The organism is Bradyrhizobium sp. AUGA SZCCT0182, assembly GCF_018130185.1.
Lineage (GTDB): Bacteria > Pseudomonadota > Alphaproteobacteria > Rhizobiales > Xanthobacteraceae > Bradyrhizobium.
The window spans coordinates 40,671-57,703 of the sequence record NZ_JAFCLY010000034.1 but is presented as its reverse complement, the minus strand read 5'-3'; the positions used below and the strand labels follow the sequence as shown (position 1 = coordinate 57,703).

At 64.7% G+C, this 17,033-nt stretch carries 13 protein-coding genes; 7 read left to right on the top strand and 6 right to left on the bottom strand.

The genetic code is table 11. From position 1 onward, the window contains the following. Positions 1–44: 44 nt before the first annotated feature. From JQ611_RS29460 to JQ611_RS29435, 6 genes are all read left to right on the top strand, one after another. Positions 45–971: a methyltransferase domain-containing protein gene (locus tag JQ611_RS29460; RefSeq protein ID WP_212265300.1), complete on the top strand. Its 927-nt coding sequence runs from the start codon at positions 45–47 to the stop codon at positions 969–971. A 106-nt stretch (positions 972–1,077) separates the two neighbouring features. Beyond that, a complete protein-coding gene (locus tag JQ611_RS29455; protein WP_212265299.1) occupies positions 1,078–1,827 on the top strand; it encodes a FadR/GntR family transcriptional regulator in 750 nt (249 codons plus the stop codon). 128 nt (positions 1,828–1,955) lie between these two features. Then, a complete protein-coding gene (locus JQ611_RS29450) occupies positions 1,956–3,185 on the top strand; it encodes an ABC transporter substrate-binding protein (protein WP_212265298.1) in 1,230 nt (409 codons plus the stop codon). Between the two features lie 184 nt (positions 3,186–3,369). After that, on the top strand, positions 3,370–5,946 hold the full coding sequence (locus JQ611_RS29445; protein ID WP_312012258.1) for a ligase-associated DNA damage response DEXH box helicase: 2,577 nt from the start codon (positions 3,370–3,372) through the stop codon (positions 5,944–5,946). A gap of 39 nt (positions 5,947–5,985) precedes the next feature. Then, positions 5,986–6,660, top strand: coding sequence for a ligase-associated DNA damage response endonuclease PdeM (gene pdeM, locus JQ611_RS29440; RefSeq protein WP_212467410.1), 675 nt, complete (start codon positions 5,986–5,988; stop codon positions 6,658–6,660). A 383-nt stretch (positions 6,661–7,043) separates the two neighbouring features. Further along, the gene (locus JQ611_RS29435) at positions 7,044–7,433 is read left to right on the top strand and encodes a hypothetical protein (protein ID WP_212390709.1); all 390 of its coding nucleotides are present in this window, start codon (positions 7,044–7,046) and stop codon (positions 7,431–7,433) included. 88 nt (positions 7,434–7,521) lie between these two features. Here JQ611_RS29435 and JQ611_RS29430 read toward each other — a convergent pair whose 3' ends face one another. Beyond that, complete coding sequence (locus JQ611_RS29430) at positions 7,522–8,385, bottom strand: LysR substrate-binding domain-containing protein (protein ID WP_212467431.1); 864 nt, start codon at positions 8,383–8,385, stop codon at positions 7,522–7,524. A 121-nt stretch (positions 8,386–8,506) separates the two neighbouring features. Here JQ611_RS29430 and JQ611_RS29425 point away from each other — a divergent pair, with 121 nt between their 5' ends. Next, positions 8,507–9,457, top strand: coding sequence for a DMT family transporter (locus JQ611_RS29425; protein WP_212467409.1), 951 nt, complete (start codon positions 8,507–8,509; stop codon positions 9,455–9,457). Between the two features lie 157 nt (positions 9,458–9,614). Here JQ611_RS29425 and JQ611_RS29420 read toward each other — a convergent pair whose 3' ends face one another. The 5 genes from JQ611_RS29420 to JQ611_RS29400 form a co-directional block, all read right to left on the bottom strand. Beyond that, the gene (locus JQ611_RS29420; protein WP_212467408.1) at positions 9,615–10,400 is read right to left on the bottom strand and encodes a TIGR02186 family protein; all 786 of its coding nucleotides are present in this window, start codon (positions 10,398–10,400) and stop codon (positions 9,615–9,617) included. Next, positions 10,397–11,323, bottom strand: a complete 927-nt coding sequence (locus tag JQ611_RS29415) for a sulfite exporter TauE/SafE family protein (RefSeq protein ID WP_212265293.1) — start codon at positions 11,321–11,323, stop codon at positions 10,397–10,399. The genes JQ611_RS29420 and JQ611_RS29415 overlap by 4 nt, the downstream gene beginning before the upstream one ends. Positions 11,324–11,684: 361 nt before the next feature. Continuing rightward, a complete protein-coding gene (locus JQ611_RS29410) occupies positions 11,685–12,527 on the bottom strand; it encodes a hypothetical protein (RefSeq protein ID WP_212467407.1) in 843 nt (280 codons plus the stop codon). Positions 12,528–12,597: 70 nt separating this feature from the next. Next, the gene (locus JQ611_RS29405) at positions 12,598–16,164 is read right to left on the bottom strand and encodes a tetratricopeptide repeat protein (RefSeq protein ID WP_212467406.1); all 3,567 of its coding nucleotides are present in this window, start codon (positions 16,162–16,164) and stop codon (positions 12,598–12,600) included. Between the two features lie 200 nt (positions 16,165–16,364). Continuing rightward, positions 16,365–16,955, bottom strand: a complete 591-nt coding sequence (locus JQ611_RS29400; RefSeq protein ID WP_212265290.1) for a PadR family transcriptional regulator — start codon at positions 16,953–16,955, stop codon at positions 16,365–16,367. Positions 16,956–17,033: the final 78 nt, after the last annotated feature.

The window sequence follows — 17,033 nt, the reverse complement described above, 5'->3', positions numbered from 1 at the left end:
ATATAGGGCGTATTGCCCCGATTTTTACCTGCCCCATAGAGCCCATGCCCACGCGAATATTTCTGACCTCCGGCGATCTGATGGCCGATCGCCGTTATGATTTTGCGCGCGACCTGCAATTGAAGGGCGATCTGCCCGGCGCCGCCGACCTGCTGCTGCAGGCGACGGATTTGGCGCCGAGTTTCGTCACCGCCTGGTTCACGCTCGGCGATATCAGAGAAACGCTCGGCGAGCGCGATGCGGCGATCACGGCGTTTCGCAAGGCGTGGGACGGCGATCCGGATGATCGTCATGGCGCCCGCCTGCGGCTGATGCGGCTCGGCGCCGAACCATTGGCCGCGATGCCGCAAGGCTATGTGCAGGTGCTGTTCGATCAATACGCGCGGCGGTTCAACTCCGCGCTGGTGGACGATCTCGGTTATCGCGGCCCGGACCTGCTGTTCAGGGCGGTGCTGTCGGTGCGCGCGGCCGCCCGCAAGCCCGCCTTCTTCAAGCGCGCCATCGATCTCGGCTGCGGCACCGGGCTCGTCGCGACGGCGTTCGCCAAAGAGGTCGATCATTTCATCGGCATCGATCTGTCGCCGCGCATGATCGAGAAGGCCCGCTCGACCGGCTTTTATGCGGAGCTTGAAGTCGGCGACATCGTGCAAGGTCTGCGCGCGAGGCCTGACAGCAGCGCCGATCTCATCCTGGCCTCCGACGTGATGATCTATGTCGCCGATCTCGCGCCGGTGCTGGCGGAATCAAGCCGCGTGCTCGCCGCCGGCGGCCTGTTCGCCTTCACGACCGAGACGCATGCCGGCGAAGGCGTCATTCTCGGCGCAGGGCTGCGCTATGCCCACGCGGCAGCCCATGTGCATGAAGCGGTGGAAGCGGCCGGTCTGAATTTATCCGTGCTCGAAGATCGGTCGGCGCGCACTGAGGACAGCATCCCGGTACCGGGCCTGGTGGCGGTCGCAGCCAAGGGCTGACCGCCAGAATTGCTCTTAGGGGAATGAACCCGAAGCCCCCCGCGGGGCGGGCTGGACAAACCTATAGGGATATACCAATCTGGACCTACCAGATTGGTAGGATCAGATGACGGTGCCGCAGCAGGCAGGCGAAGGATCGAGAGCGGTCAAGCGGACGATCGAGTTCATCCGCCATCACCGATTGCAGAAGGGCGACCGGCTGCCGTCAGAGCGCGAGCTGTCAGATCGCTTTGGCGTCACCCGCAGTTCGGTGCGGGAAGCGTTGGCGGTTCTTGATGCGCTGCGGCTGACCGAGCGCCGGCCGAAGTCCGGTATTTTCCTGCGCAACGCGCTCGAAGACAGCGGGCTCGATTCCCTGGTCATCCAGGCCAATCTGGATTTGCCGTTTGACGAGCGCACCATGCGCGATGTGAGCGAGGCCCGCGTCATATTTGAAACCCATGCGATCCGCCTCGCATGCGCGCGCAGGACGGATGCCGATCTCAACAGGTTGCGGGGGTTGGTCGCCAATTATTACAGTCGGGTGCAGGCCGAACTCAATGTCGCCAATGAAGACGTCGAGTTTCATCTGGCAATGGCGGCGGCCAGCCAGAATGCCATCATCGTTCGAACGCTCACGCCTTTGTTTCTCATGAGCTTTCAGTGGCGGCAGAAGTACTTCTCATCCCCTGTCATTCGCCGCCGTTCGCTGGGTGATCATCAGGAGTTCGTGGCCGCCATTGCTGACAGGAACGAATCCCGGGCGGCGGCCTTGGTGCAAAAGCATGTCCATTCCGCATTCGACGAAGTTCGGGCACTGGCGGAAGGAAACGGGCAGCCGGAATCTCACAACCAATGGGTAGGCCGGGACCAGTAATGCCGGGAATACCGGCTCACGCAGCGCAAGTCGAAGCCAATTTCGATCCGCACGAACTGAAGGACAGATCACTGCATTCAGGTTTCAGACAATAACCAATGAAGAACAACTATAAGGGAGTAAACAGCATGAAAAACAAACAGACCCGGCGCCAATTCGGTGCCACCGCTCTTGCCGGTCTCGCTGCCGCCGCCATGCCCGCCCCGTTCGTGTGGGCGGCCGAGAAAAAATACGATCCGGGCGCGACCGATACCGAAATCAAGCTCGGGCAGACCGTGCCGCATTCCGGCCCGGGTTCGCTCTACGGCGTGCTCGGCCGGGTCGGCGAGGCCTATTTCCAGATGCTGAACGAAAAGGGCGGCATCAACGGCCGCAAGGTCAAGTTCTTGACCATGGACGACGGCTACAGCGCGCCGAAATGCGTGGAAGCGACGCGGCGGCTGGTGGAGAATGACGAAGTGCTGGCGCTGTTCGGCTCGCTCGGCACCGCGCCGCAGACCGCCGTGCATAAATATCTCAACTCCAAGGGCGTGCCGCAGCTGATGCTCAATACCGGCGCGTCGAAATGGAACGATCCGAAGAATTTCAAATGGACCATGGCGGGCCTGCCGCTGTACCCGACCGAAGCGCGCATCCTCGCCAAGTACGTCGTGGCCACGAAGCCGAACGCCAAAATCGGCATTCTCTACCAGAACGACGATTTCGGCCGCGATTTCCTGGCGCCGTTCAAGAAGGTTCTGGAGGAAGCCGGCGGCACCGCCAAGGTGATCATGGAGCAGAGCTACGATCTGACCGAGCCGACGATCGACTCGCAGCTGATCAATCTCTCCAAGTCGGGCGCGGACGTCTTCTACAACATCTCGACCGGCAAGGCGTCGTCGCAGTCGATCCGCAAGGTGGTCGAACTCGGCTGGAAGCCGCTGCAATTGCTCTCGGCAGGCTCGACCGGACGTTCGATCCTCAGCGCCGCCGGTTTCGAAAACGCTACCGGCATCGTCGCCATCCGCTACGCCAAGGAAGTCGGCGTGCCGCGCTGGGAAAAGGATCCCGACGTGATGGCGTTCGAGGCGCTGCGCAAGAAATATCTGCCCAATGTGGATCCTGACAACACCATCGCGTTCGCCGGCTACGGCCAGGTGGCGTCGATGGCGGAAATCCTGCGCCGCTGCGGCGACGATCTCACCCGCGCCAATGTGTTGAAACAAGCGACGACGCTGGCCGGCTTCCACTCGCCGTATTTCCTCGACGGCGTCAATTTCAGCTACACGCCGGAGGACTACACGCCGATGAAGACCCTCTTCATCTCGCAGTTCAACGGCAAGGACTGGGATATTTCCGACAAGCCCGTGACGGAGTAGCGGACCTTCTCCCTCGCCCCGCTCTTGCGGGGAGAGGGTTGGGGTGAGGGGCTGTCTCCGCGAAATCGATGTCAAACGTTAGACCTGTACCCCCTCACCCGACGCTTCGCGACGACCTCTCCCCGCAGGCGGGGAGAGGTTAGTAGCCCTCGACGTAGCGATCCTGACGGCTTACCTCTTAGCCGTGCCGCCCCTGACCTCACCCGCCATATCGGCCGAGCCGGCCGCGCTGCTGCCCGAGCGCTTCCTTCGGTGGTTCGCGTCGCGCAGCTGGTCGCCGCGTGAACATCAGCTGGAACTGCTGGCCAAGGCCCGTGAAGATCGCTCGGCGCTGCTGATCGCGCCGACCGGCGCCGGCAAAACGCTGGCGGGTTTTTTGCCGACGCTGGTGGAACTATCTACTCCGCCACCGGGTGCAGGGGAGGGCGCAAAGAACGTCATCTCCACCGGCCGCGGCGTCCAACGCACCGGCGGTCTACACACGCTTTACATTTCTCCCCTGAAGGCCCTCGCGGTCGATATCGCGCGCAACCTGGAGACGCCGATCGCCGAGATGGGCCTCCCGATCAAGGTCGAGACCCGCACCGGCGACACGCCGGTGTCGCGCCGGCAGCGGCAGCGGCGCTATCCGCCGGACATTCTGCTCACCACGCCCGAGCAACTGGCGCTGCTGCTGTCGTCCGACGATGCGCCGTTCTTGTTCGGCTCGTTGAAGCGCATCGTGCTCGACGAATTGCATGCGCTGGTCACGTCCAAGCGCGGCGACCTGCTGTCGCTCGGGCTGGCGCGGCTGTGGCGGCTGGCGCCCGAAATGCGCGGCATCGGATTGTCGGCGACGGTGGCCGAGCCGGAATCGCTGGCGCGGTTTTTGGTGCCGCAGCGCGACCGCAAAATCGAGTCCGCCGACATTGTCGTCGCCGGCGGCGCCGCGGCGCCCGTGGTCGAGATGCTCGACACCAAAGAACGTCTGCCATGGGCCGGGCATAGCGCCCGCCATGCGCTCGGCGAAATGTACGAGCTGATCAAGCGCAACAAGACCACGCTGGTGTTCGTCAACACCCGCAGCCAGGCCGAAATGCTGTTCCAGGATTTCTGGCGCATGAACGACGACGGCCTGGCCATTGCGCTGCATCACGGCTCGCTCGACGTCGCGCAGCGCCGCAAGGTCGAGGACGCGATGGCGGCCGGCAAATTGCGCGGCGTGGTCTGCACCTCCTCGCTCGATCTCGGTATCGACTGGGGCGACATCGACCTCGTGATCAATGTCGGCGCGCCGAAGGGGTCCTCGCGGCTGATGCAGCGGATCGGCCGCGCCAACCATCGACTGGACGAACCCTCGCGCGCGGTGCTGGTGCCGGCCAACCGCTTCGAGGTGCTGGAATGCGCGGTTGCGATCGATGCGATCGCGGAGAATGCGCAGGATACCCCGCCGTTACGGATCGGCGCGCTCGACGTGCTGGCGCAGCACGTGTTGGGGTGCGCCTGCGGCGAGCCGTTTCTTTCCGATGAGCTCTATGCGGAGGTACTGACATCGGCGCCTTACTCTGGTTTGACGCGAACCGATTTCGACGACGTGGTCGATTTCGTCGCCACCGGCGGTTACGCGCTGAAAACCTATGAGCGCTTCGCGCGCATCAAGCAGGACAAGCAAGGCCGCTGGCGCGTCGCCAATCCCCGCGTGCGGCAGAGCTATCGCCTCAACGTCGGCACCATCGTCGAAGAACCGATGCTGAAAGTGCGTCTGGTGCGTTCGCGCGGCGGCGGCTCGGGATCATCAGGCCCACTTGGACGCGGCGGGCGGATGCTCGGCGAGATCGAGGAATATTTCATCGAGGGACTGGTGGTCGGCGACACCTTTGTGTTCGGCGGCGAGGTGGTGCGCTATGAGGCGCTCGCCGAAGATCAGGTCTACGTCTCCCGTGCCAACGACGCGGATGCCAAGGTGCCGTCTTATATGGGCGGCAAGTTTCCGTTGTCGACCTATCTCGCCGAGCGCGTGCGTAAATTGCTCGACGACAAGCGTGCCTGGAACGCGCTGCCCGATCAGGTGCGCGACTGGCTGTCGCTGCAACGGCATTTTTCGCGCGTGCCGGCGGTGCGGGAATTGCTCATCGAAACCTTCCCGCGCGGCAACAAGCATTATTTGATCTGCTATCCCTTCGAGGGGCGGCTGGCGCACCAGACGCTCGGCATGTTGCTGACGCGGCGGATGGAGCGGGCGCGGGTGCGGCCGCTCGGCTTTGTCGCCAATGAATATGCGGTCGCGGTGTGGGGGCTCGGCGACATGTCGTTCATGATCCGCCATGGCAAGCTCGATCTCAACGCTTTGTTCGATCCGGACATGCTGGGCGACGATCTCGAGGCGTGGCTTGCCGAATCCGCACTGATGAAGCGCACTTTCCGCACCTGCGCGGTGATATCAGGCCTGATCGCGCGGCGCTTCACCGGCGAAGAAAAATCCCGCCGCCAGGTGCTGTTCTCGACCGATTTGATCTACGACGTGCTGCGCAAACACCAGGCCGACCATGTGCTGCTGCGCGCCGCGCGTGCCGATGCCGCCACCGGACTGCTCGATCTCAAGCGGCTCGGTGATATGCTGTCGCGTATTCAGGGCCGAATCATCCACCGGGAACTCGACCGTGTTTCGCCGCTGGCGGTGCCGGTGATGCTGGAAATCGGCCGCGAGTCAGTTTATGGCGAAGCGGCTGACGAGTTGCTGGCGGAAGCCGCCGAGGAACTCGTCAAGGAAGCGACAGGGTAGAACGTGACGGCAGCGGCGCAATCTTCGGACGATGATCAAATGGCGCGGGTTTCGAAGGTTGCGATTGCGGATGTCACTTTCCTCGCCGATCTCTCCGGCGCGCTGTTCTGGCAGGAACAGCGCCTGCTGGTCGTTTCCGACCTGCATCTGGAAAAAGGCTCCAGCTTCGCCGCGCGCGGCGTGCTGCTGCCGCCTTACGACACGGTGGCGACGCTGAGCCGGCTTGCCGCCGTGATCGCGCGGCACGACCCGCGCATGGTGATCGCGCTCGGCGACAGTTTTCACGACCGCGACGCGCATGAGCGGCTGTCGGTGCCCGATCGCGAGGCGCTTGCGGCGATGCAGGCGCGGCGCGACTGGATCTGGATCGCGGGCAATCATGATCCGGCGTTGCCGTCCGATCTCGGCGGCGTCGTCGCCAGTGACGTCGCGATCGGCAACATCACGTTCCGTCATGAGCCCACGGGCGCGTCAGGCGAGATCGCGGGCCATCTGCACCCCAAGGCCCGAATCGCCACTCGCGGCCGTTCGATGGAGCGGCGATGCTTCGCCTGCGACGGCGAACGCGCGGTAATGCCGGCGTTCGGCGCCTATACCGGCGGCCTCAGCATCCGCGATCCGGCGTTTGCAAAGATATTCCAGACACCGGGCCTGATGGCGCACGTGCTCGGCGACAACAGACTGCACGCGATCGCAGCGTCGCGGTGTTACTGAGAGAGCGACCGCAGCTCACCGTTGATACGAACCAAAGCTGATACGAGCCAAAGCCAAGCGAACGCGCATCAGCGTCTGCGACCGAATCTATCGGTAGATTTCGAAATTGTGAGTCAACTCCGTTTCACTATGCGGTGAGCCATTGTTGATTGGCGCAACAGCACCGCGCCAAGCTATCGACAACGGCACATGGAGTTCGGCGACGGCCGAAAGGGAGTCGGTGTCCTCCATGCGTGCCGCGACTCCAATGCGTCAACGGGGTTCATCGACTACCTCGAAAAACGCATCAGGCCTCGGCGGGAGAGCCGGGTTGTCCCTCCGGGACAACGGGCCAATTACAAAACAAAGCGAGCTGTAACTCGCTTAACCATGGAGCAAATACCATGAACTACAAAACACTCGTTGCCGCATCCTTGATGTCGGTCGCTCTGTCGTCCGCAGCGTTTGCGCAGTGCACGGACTGCGCAATGTATCCGGATCGCGATGTCCTGAACAAAGGCGCGCCGACCCCCGCCAGCAAGATGATGGCGGAGCCGGGCGGCCCAGCAGGTGCGAGCGCCGCGAATTTTGAAAACGGTGCGTACAATGCACGGGCCGGAGCCAGGGTGGCTGGAACGCAGCGCCGCCACCCCCACGACGCCAACGCTTCCATGGCCGGGGGTTTTGCGCCGGCCGGTGCCCCGTCGCAGCGGGTGTACCTCAAGAACCTGCACGACTCCGGATACAATCCTGCCAGCGATGTCGATGGCGCCGGCAACATGAAAGTAAACTGATCCCCCGACGCACCATTCGGCATGCGTTACTTGGTGCGCACCCCAGCCCTCGCAAGCGGGAGAGGGGGCGTGCCGCGTTCGCCGCAAGCTACGCCGCCTTTGCCTGCACCGCATTGCAAAACTCCGCCAGCCGATCGGCGAGCCGCAACGTGGCGGGGCTGGCATCCGGTGCGGCGACCAGCGCGACTTCGGTTCGGTCGATCGGCGCAAAACCGTCTTTCGCGGTCAGCACGCGATGGTCGGCCTGGATCGCCATTTCGGACAGGATGCTCAGCCCCATGCCGGCGGCAACCGCGGCCTGGATGCCGGAGAGGCTGGAGGACGTGTAGGCCATGTGCCAGGCGCGGCCGGCACTTTCCAGCGCGTGGATCGCGCGCGAGCGATAGAGGCAGCCGGTGGGAAAACCGATCAGCGGCACCGAGCCCGTGCTGGTGTCGCGCGGCCGGCTCTTGCTGGTGACCCAGTGCACGCGCTCGGGCCACACCGCGATGCCGACCTTCTCGCCGGCGGCGCGTTTGAACAGCGCCAGATCGAGCTCGCCGCGTTCGAGATCGCGCTTCAGGTAAGTGCTCTGGTCGGAGCGGACATCCATCCGCAGCTGCGGATGCGAGCGCGAAAACGCCGCCAGCAACTTCGCCAGCCGGTAGGCGGCAAAATCTTCGGGCACGCCGAGCCGGATCGCGCCTTCACTGCCGGGGCGCGTCAGCACATCGCGGGCCTCTTCCGCGAGCGACAGCAGCCGCCGCGCATAGGACAGCAGCCGTTCGCCGGACTCGGTCGGCGTGACGTCCTTGCCGCTCCGGTTCAGCAACGGCTGGCCGACGTCCTCCTCCAGCCGCTTGATCTGCTGGCTGACGGTCGACTGGGTGCGGTGGACGCGCTCGCCGGCGCGGGTGAAGCCGCCGGAATCCACCACCGAGACGAAGCTGCGCAGCAGTTCCAGATCGAGCATGGCCATGGCTCGCCTCCGCTCTTCAGAAAAAGAGTATTCAAAAATCCACTGGATGTCAGTCTATCATTTAATTTCTAAATATCAAGGCGCGGGCCTACATCATGGGCAAAGGAGACTCTCCATGTCGCTCGCGCCCTCGATTACCGTTCCCCGCGCCGGTTTCAACTGGCTGCCGCTCACGATCACGCTGTTCTGCCTGCTCTGGAGCTTTGCCTTCGTCGCCGGCAAGATCGGCGTCACCGATTGTCCGCCGCTGATCCTGCTCACGACGCGGTTCTTGCTCGCGGGCGTCCTGATCCTCGGCATATCCGCACTTCGGGGCGAGGGATGGCAGCTCAGCTGGCGCGACGTGGCCGTGTTCGCCGTACTCGGCGTCGCCAACAACGCGCTCTATCTCGGGCTCGGCTACACCGGCCTCAAGACCGTATCCGCCGGCCTTGGCGGCCTGATCGTCAGCGCCAATCCGGTGTTCACCGCTGTCGCCGCCGCGGTGTTTCTCGGCGAGGCGCTGACCTGGCGCAAGGTAACGGGACTCTTGCTCGGCATATCAGGCGTCGGCTTCATCGTCTGGCATCGCATGTCGGTTGGGTCAGACAGCGTGGACGGCATCGTCTACACGCTGGCGTCGCTCGCCTCGATCGTGGTCGGCACCATCCTGTTCAAGGTCCTGGCGCCGAAGGGCAGCCTGTGGGTCGGCAACGGCGTGCAGAATCTCTCCGGCGGCCTGGCACTGCTGCCGTTCGCCCTCACGTTTTCCAGCGTCAGCGACATCGTGCCGAGCGCGCGGCTGCTCGGCGCATTCGCCTTCCTGGTGCTAGGCGGATCGATCCTGGCCTATTTGTTGTGGTTCCACCTGCTGAAAGTCTGCGGCGCCACCGCTGCCAGCGCCTATCACTTCCTGATGCCGCCGCTCGGCATGCTGTTCGCCTTCCTCGTGCTCGGCGAGCACGTCGAATTCCGCGACCTGCTCGGGATCATTCCGGTGGCGCTCGGGATTTATCTGGTGACGCGGCCCGGCAAAGCCGCTGGTGCTGCGGTGGCGGGTTCTTCGTCGCAAAGGAGTGCGTTATGACGGTTTCCATCACGCTGATCGGCGGGTCGAAAGCAAGTGAGCCACATCCACCGACCTCATCCTGAGGAGCGCGCTCTTGCGCGCGTCTCGAAGGATGGGCCGCGGGCCTCATGGTTCGAGACGGCGCAAGCGCGCCTCCTCACCATGAGGGGTTAGCTCAATCCTTCCGGAACACGATCGACGCCATCCAGCCCGTCATCAGCGCCATGAAGGCCGTCACCAGCCCGTAGGCGAAACCATTGTTGTGGGCGGCGTTGGCGATGAACTGTTCGAAACCGACCTTGACGATCTCGAACGCGGTTTCGGTGCGCGTGACCAGCGCGCCGTCGGCGAACAGCTTGATTTCGACGTCGTAGGTGCCGATCGGCACCTCGCCCGGCAGCGGAATGCCGGTGCGGAACAGCGTCGGCGTCAGGAACGTCACCGCCGATTGTTCCTCGCGATAAAGCCCGTGCTGGGTACGCAGCCGCACGAACGCGCTGCGGAACGGATCGTTGGGCACGACGTCGGCAAAATCAGGACCGACGCGCTGGGTCAGCAGGACATTGTTGAGCCCGAGTTGTTGCCGCCGCTGCACTTCGGGTGAGGCGATGGCGTCGAACGGCCGGTTGGAAAACAGCGCGAGATAGGTCGGCACTTTGAGGAATTGCCGGGAGTCGGTGTTGATCCAGATGCCGAACTTGCGCTCCTTGCGCCGTGTCACCATGTCGGCGCGGGGTCCGCTGACGGTCACGACCAGATCGTAATTGTTGCGGCCGGCCGGCGTCTGCGCGTCCTTTTCGACCGAGCCGAACAGCACCAGCTCCTCGCCGGAATAATTCGGCGTCACCGTGACGCGGTGGTTCGACACCGACACGATCAGCCGCTCGGCGCATGCCGGCGAAATGGCGAGCGCAGCACCCAGCACGAGACTTGCCACGATGAGCGAGGCGCGCGCGCTCATACCCCGCCTCCCGTTTCGCGGATCGTGAACAGATCGGCCGGCCGGATCACCAGTTCGACGGCAAAGCGGATACCGACGGCGAGCACCAGAAGCCCGAGCAGCAGCCGCAGATGTTCACCGCGGATCTTCTGGCCGGCGCGCGCGCCGAACTGGGCGCCGGTCACGCCGCCGATCATCAGGATCAGCGCCAGCACGGCGTCGACCAGATGATTGGTCACCGCATGCAGCAGGGTGGCGAATATCATCGTCACCAGCGTCAGCACCATCGAGGTGCCGACCACGGTCGAAGTCGGCACCCGCAGCACGTAGATCATCAGCGGCACCAGGATGAAGCCGCCGCCGATTCCCATGACGGCGCCGATGAAGCCGATGATCAGGCCGATCACGACGACGGGGATCACGGACAGGTAGATCTTCGAGCGCTTGAAGCGCATCTTCAGCGGCAGGCCGTGAATCCAGCCATGGCTGCCGGGGCGGCGTATCGTCGCCGCGCCGCCGCGGCGGGTCCGCAGCAGCGCGCGCAGGCCTTCCCAGAACATCAGCCCGCCGACCGTCGTCAGCAGGATGACGTAGGACGTCGCGATCAACAGATCGAGCTGGCCGAGCGAGCGCAGCAGCGTAAACGTCCAGACCCCGAGCGCCGTCCCGACGGTACCGCCGGTCAACAAGACCAACGCCAGAATGGGATCGATGGATCGTCGCCTCCAATAGGATATCGCGCCCGAGAAGGAGGAAGCCGCGATGTGGCTCGCGACCGAGGCGACGGCGACCGCGGGCGCGATGCCGACGAAGATCAACAGCGGCGTCATCAGGAAGCCGCCGCCGATGCCGAACATGCCGGAGACGAAACCAACCGCCGCGCCCATCGCCAGGATGAGGAAAACATTGACGGGAATGTCTGCGATCGGAAGGTAGAGCTGCACGCGCGTCTGCTTCTCGTTGTCTGCCGCTGACCTGGCCTAACGGCCGCCCAGGGCATGGTTTCGAGCATTTGCCGGCAGTGGAATCCGATTGGCGCGCAGGGTCAGCGCACGCGGACCGGTTGCCGCATCTTTGCATAACCCAGATCAGTGGCAGGGGGGACTAAAGAATGCCCCGGAAGGCAATTATTTGCCGCACCTGCACACATGCGCGGCGGGGGTGGTGAATAATTTTCGTCGTCCCGGCCTTGAGCCGGGACCCACTCCGCGGCCTGCCTTGTTGAACGAGGAAGATAACGTTTAGCGCGCAAGACAATTGCGGCCGGTGGCTATGGGTCCCGGCTCAAGGCCGGGACGACAGCAATCAGGGCTTTCCGAGGGGATCGGTGACGAGGTTCATGGCGAGCGCCTCCTTGGGCGCAAGCCAGCGGATGTCCTTGGTCTCGGACATCGCCTGCACGACCGACGACGAAACCCCCATTTTGGTCATATAGCCCAGCACCGCGCCTGATATCTTCTGGGCTTCGGCGAGCGGATCATCCACTTGCTTTGTCGTGGTAAACCGGTGCACGCCCAAGCCTGAACCCAACACGCCGATGCGGCTCTTGCCGCCGGCATAGACGAGCACGCAGGCGCTGGCGCAATAGGAGGGTTTGACGCGGCCCGCGGCATCGGCGGTGCCGACCGCCGTGATCAGTCCGCGCGAGCGAATGATCTCGCCAATGATCGCGGCCTGATTCAAATCGCCGCCGGGCGAAGACATCAGGATCACGTCGCCGGCGGCAAGCTGGGCCTCGTCCAGTTTCTCGCGGAACCATCTTGCGGCCCCGGGTCCGATCTCCCCCTTGATGAACAGGGCACGCCGGTCACGCGCGGCGCCATCGAGATCGAGTTTGGCGACCGCGGAGGACGTCAGGCTCGGCGAGACATACTGGTCCTTCCAGTAATCCCAGGCATCGGGCCGCGAGAGGTCGCGATAGGCCTGGATGGCGATGCCGGCAAGCAAAAGAACGAAGATGAGAATGGAGCCGAGCGGCCATTGGCTCCGCACCGTGCGCGGTTGCTGCGGAGGAGGAGGCGGCAGCGGAGCAGATCGCCACGGCGAAGGCGCGGAGTGCTCGGCCGGCTTGCGCGGCGGCGCGACCGAAGGCCCGGTCGGCGACCTTCGGAAACGGCCTTCCCCGTCCTGACCATCTTCGGCAGACAATCGATCCTCACTGCAAAGCCGCGCGAGGCCACGCCGGCCCCGTCAGATCATACGGCTTTATATGGAGGGATTATCGGGTCGATGCCAGCGGCGCCGCCGCCGAGGCTGCGGCGCGCTTGGTCGAAGCCTGCTTGGCGGCGGGTTTGGTCGCAGCTGCGGGCGCAGGCGCCGGGTCCCAGCCACCGGCCGGGGTCGCCACGTTAACGGCGGCGTCGGGCTGCGGCTCCGGCGTAAAGGTCTGGATCGCGAGCTTGGCCGCGGCCAGCGACTGGGCGTCGAGGCGCTTGGCGATATCGTCACGCTTGCGGCCGGAATCCGCATCGCCCTGCGCGGCAGCGAGGCTGAACCATTTGAAGGATTCGGCGAGGTTCTGCTCGACCCCGATGCCGCGGGCATAGAGGATGCCGAGGTTGAACTGGCTGTCGGCGACGCCGCGATCGGCGGCCTTGCGGAACCATTGCGACGCGACCTTGTAGTTGGCGCCCTTGCCGCCGCCATCGGCGTCGAGAACGGCCAGATTGTGCATCGCCTTGGCGTTGCCGCGTTCGGCCGCCTGCAGATAGTAACGCCGCGCGACATCGGCGTCCTTTTTGACGCTCATGCCCTTCTCGTAGAAGGTGCCGAGCCGGAAGATCGCGGGCACCACGCCGGCTTGCGCCGCGCGGTCATACCATTTCGCGGCTTCGTCGAGATTGGCTGCCACGCCCTTGCCCTCGGCAAAGCGCACGCCGACTTCATAGGCTGCGGTCGGATCGCCCTTCAGCGCAGCGGCGCGCAGCATCGGCCCGCCGATGCCATCGGGCAGTTGCTCGCCCGGCGGCACCTGCACCATTCCAGGCTTGCCGCTCGCTGGCAGGGCCGGGAGCGCGCCGGTGATATCGCCGGCATTGATCGGCGACATCACCGCCTGCGGCGGGATGGACATCGCCGCCTGCGGCGGGATCGCGGTCTGCGGAATAGCGGCTTGAGGAATTATGGCCTGAGGAATCGTGGATTGGGGAATAGCGACTTGCGCGCCATCCAGCGTGTTCGGTGCGGAGGAGTTGTTCGATTGCCGTCCGATCGGGGCGGGCGACATCATGGAGGGCCCAGCCGGTGCCGGCATGGCGGGCTTGGCGCTGTTCTCGGCCGGCGCCTTTGAGGCCGGCGCCGGATCGGTGGATTCCATCTGCGGTATTTGCGGCGCGCTGCCGGTGTCGAGCAGCGTCATCGCCAGCTGGAAGGTGCTAAGCACGATCGCGAATACGCTCGCGCCGACCAGCAGCGAGCGGATCTTGGAAGTGATGTTCGACGGCTCCTTGCCGTCGGTCTTGCCGTTGTCGATGGCCGTAACCTTGGCGGAGGTCTTCGAAGTAGCCTTCGAGGCGGCCTTCGCAGCGGCCTTGGCCGCCTTCTCGTTGGCGGGCGCGGCGGCAGCAGCCTGCGCGGCACGGCGGGCGGCGGCGATGAAGCTCGACGAACTGACCGGCTCCTTGGCGGCCGCGGAAATTTCGTTGATCACGCTTTCGGATGCGGCGATCCGCTCCGATGGCGACGACGCCCGTGCGGTCGGCCGTGTGCCCGGCTCCAGCGGATGATCCGGCGGCAATTCCGGCGCGATCGCGGTGCGCGGCGGGGCTGCGTGCGGCTCAAGGATTTCGCTTATGGCGCGCGGCGTCATCGGCGGAATGGCCGGCGGCGCTACCGGCTCCGCGGTATGGAAGTCGCGCGGCGCGGCGGTAAAATGCTCCTGGGAGGCTGCGGGATTCGGCAATTCCGGTTTCGGCTGCGGCGCAAAGGCCTGCGGCTGAGCCTGAGGGACATAGGCCGGCGGTGCAAAGCTCGGCGGCGGCATCATCGCGCGCGGCGCTTCTTCGCGGGCTTCGTATGCAGCAGGGGCCGGCGCTGCCACGGGCGGTGCGGCGCGAACCGCGCGCAAATCGCCTTCGATCATCGCCAGCCGATCGACCACATGGCCGAGCGTGCTGTGAACCGTCTCCAGCGAATCCTGGGTGCGGCGGTCGGTTTCCGACTGGTTGAAACGGATGTCCGACAGCTCACGCTTGACGGCTTCGACGATGCCGGAATCCATCGACTGCGGTGCCGCATAGCTGCTGGTGTTGTCGGCGAGCCTGGCCAAATTCGCGTGCTGGTGTTCGAGATGGCGCAGGATGTCCTGCAGCCCTTCCTCGACGCGCCCGAGATTGCCGCCGCCAGAACCGCCCTGGCTGCCGGAGGTCTCCAGGCGTTCCAGCAGATAGGTCACGCGCTGTTCGAGATGGGTGAATGCCGAAGCATTGTCGTTGCCGGCCGGGATCCGATCCAGGCGTTCGGACAGCGAGCGCAGCGCGCCTTCGATATATTCGGAATTGTCGCTTGCGACCGGCCGCTCGCGCGTTTCGATCGACGAGGTCAGCGCGGCGATGCGTTGTTCGAGGCTGGCCAGCGACTCGCTGTTGTCGCCGGCGCGGGACAATTGATCGACCTTGGCCGACAGCGCATGCAGATCGTCGGAAACCCTTGCCAGCGCATCGTTGGACGCAACGTTGGAGGCGATCGCCCGCATCGCCGAGATCGCGTCTTCGAGCTGACGCACCGTCGACGGATCGTCGTTGGTACGCAGGATCAGGTCGAGCTTGGTGCCGAGATTGCGGATCGCATCGTCATAGCCCGCGAGTTGCTCGGCCGGCTTCAGCGAGCGCAGCGCGTCGTAGATTTCGCCGAGCGCGCGCTCGAGGTTGGCCAGCACGTTGGCATCGGTGCCGTTCTGGCGGGTTTCGTCGATCCGGCGCGACAGCGAGCGGATTTCGTTCTCGATCGAATCGATCGCCTGGCGCGGCATCGCTTCGGTAATGGCGCGTCGGATATCGGCAAGCTCGGTGCGGAAGGCCGCAATCGACTGCTCGACATTGTCGGGGCGCTGCATCGCCTCGATCTGGCTCGTGATCTTGAGCAGATGCCGTTCCAGCGACGAAAAATCCGGACCGGCGGGCATGGGAGCAGGTGCGGGCGCCGGTGCAGGCGGCTGGATCGGTGGCGCATAAGCCATGGCAGGGGCGCTCGGCGCCATCGGCGGCATCCCTGCCGCCATCGGCGGCGCGCTGCGCGGCGGCATCTGCCGGGACGGCACCCCGTCCAGTTCGTTCTGGCGCGCGGCGATTTCGGCGATCGCCGAATCAAACGACGTCGGGCTCAGCGGCGGCGAGGGACGATAGACCTGGGCTGCGGCGCGCTCGACCAGGTCGGTCTGGCGCTGCCTGTCCTGCATCGTTGGCTGGCGGGGAGCGTGGTTTGAAATCTGCGACAGCCGCGCATCGAGGCGCGAAATGGCGTCGTTCAGCTGCCGCGCGACGGTCGGCTCAGCGCGGGGCGCTTCGGTTCGGGGCGCGTCGCTCCGCGGGGCGGGGCGGGAAATCTGATCGATCTGCCGGGTGATCGAATCGAGCCGCTGGTGAATGTCCGCAACCTCGCGGCTCTCCGCGCTCGGCATCGCCGGCTGCTCGTCATAGGACGCACGGAAATTGGGAGGGGCGGAATCACCGATGGTGGAATTGAGCCAGTCGCTCAGCGACATGCCAGCGCGCCGCGCGGCAGCCTCGGCCCTTTCGCGGACCGATGGATCGATGCCCTCTACACTCCACGATACGCGCGAATTCATGCTCTCGTCCGGTTCTGACTCCGGCGCTTCCTGCGCCTTCAGCCTCCCCGCGCGTCCCAACCAGGAGACAATCGAATTTCGCGCAGGTCGTCTGCCTCAGAACCTGACTTTTTCGCGTTACGGTAAATAACGGGTTAAGGAATGGGGCCGGACGGCCCGAAAGTTAACTTGGAACCCGACCAGCCGGGTTCCGCTGCTGCTCAGCCGTTGCTTTCGCGGCTGGTGTCTTCGAGCAGCAGGATGGGAGCAGGTTTCGCGACGGCGGCCAGGGTCTCGATCGCCTCTTCGCACCATTCCGCCACGGCTTGTTCGTGGCGCAGGCCGATGCGCAGTCCCAGCAGCTTGCCGGTATCGGCGACGGAGGTGGCTTTGCCGTCCGGAAACAGCTTGTTCAGAATGCGCTCGTAGCGGGCGTAGCGGTCGCGGTGATGTTCCAGCCGCGCCATCAGGTCGGCGCGCAAGGGCTCGATGTCGAAGCTGTCGAGCGCGCACAGCCGCACCAGGAGATCGTCCTTCATCATTGGCGGGCTGCTCGGCCGGGCGCCCCAGTGCCGCAGCGCGGCCCGGCCCTCTTGTGTCAGCGTATAGACCAGCTTGTTGGGCTTGCCGGACTGGACCACCTCGTGGCCCTGGATATGGCCGCGGTCCCTGAGTTTTGAGAGTTCGCGATAGATCTGCTGGTGGTCGGCCTTCCAGAAGAACCCGATCGAGGAATCGAACGTCTTGGCGAGCTCATAGCCCGACATCGGACGCTCCGTCAGACAAGCAAGGATTGCGTCACCGAGCGCCACTACGCCGATCCTTCCAAAAATCGCGAAAACAACCCCATGCAAAGTAGAAGGGGCCCGTCTCACGATCAAATTGCCGCG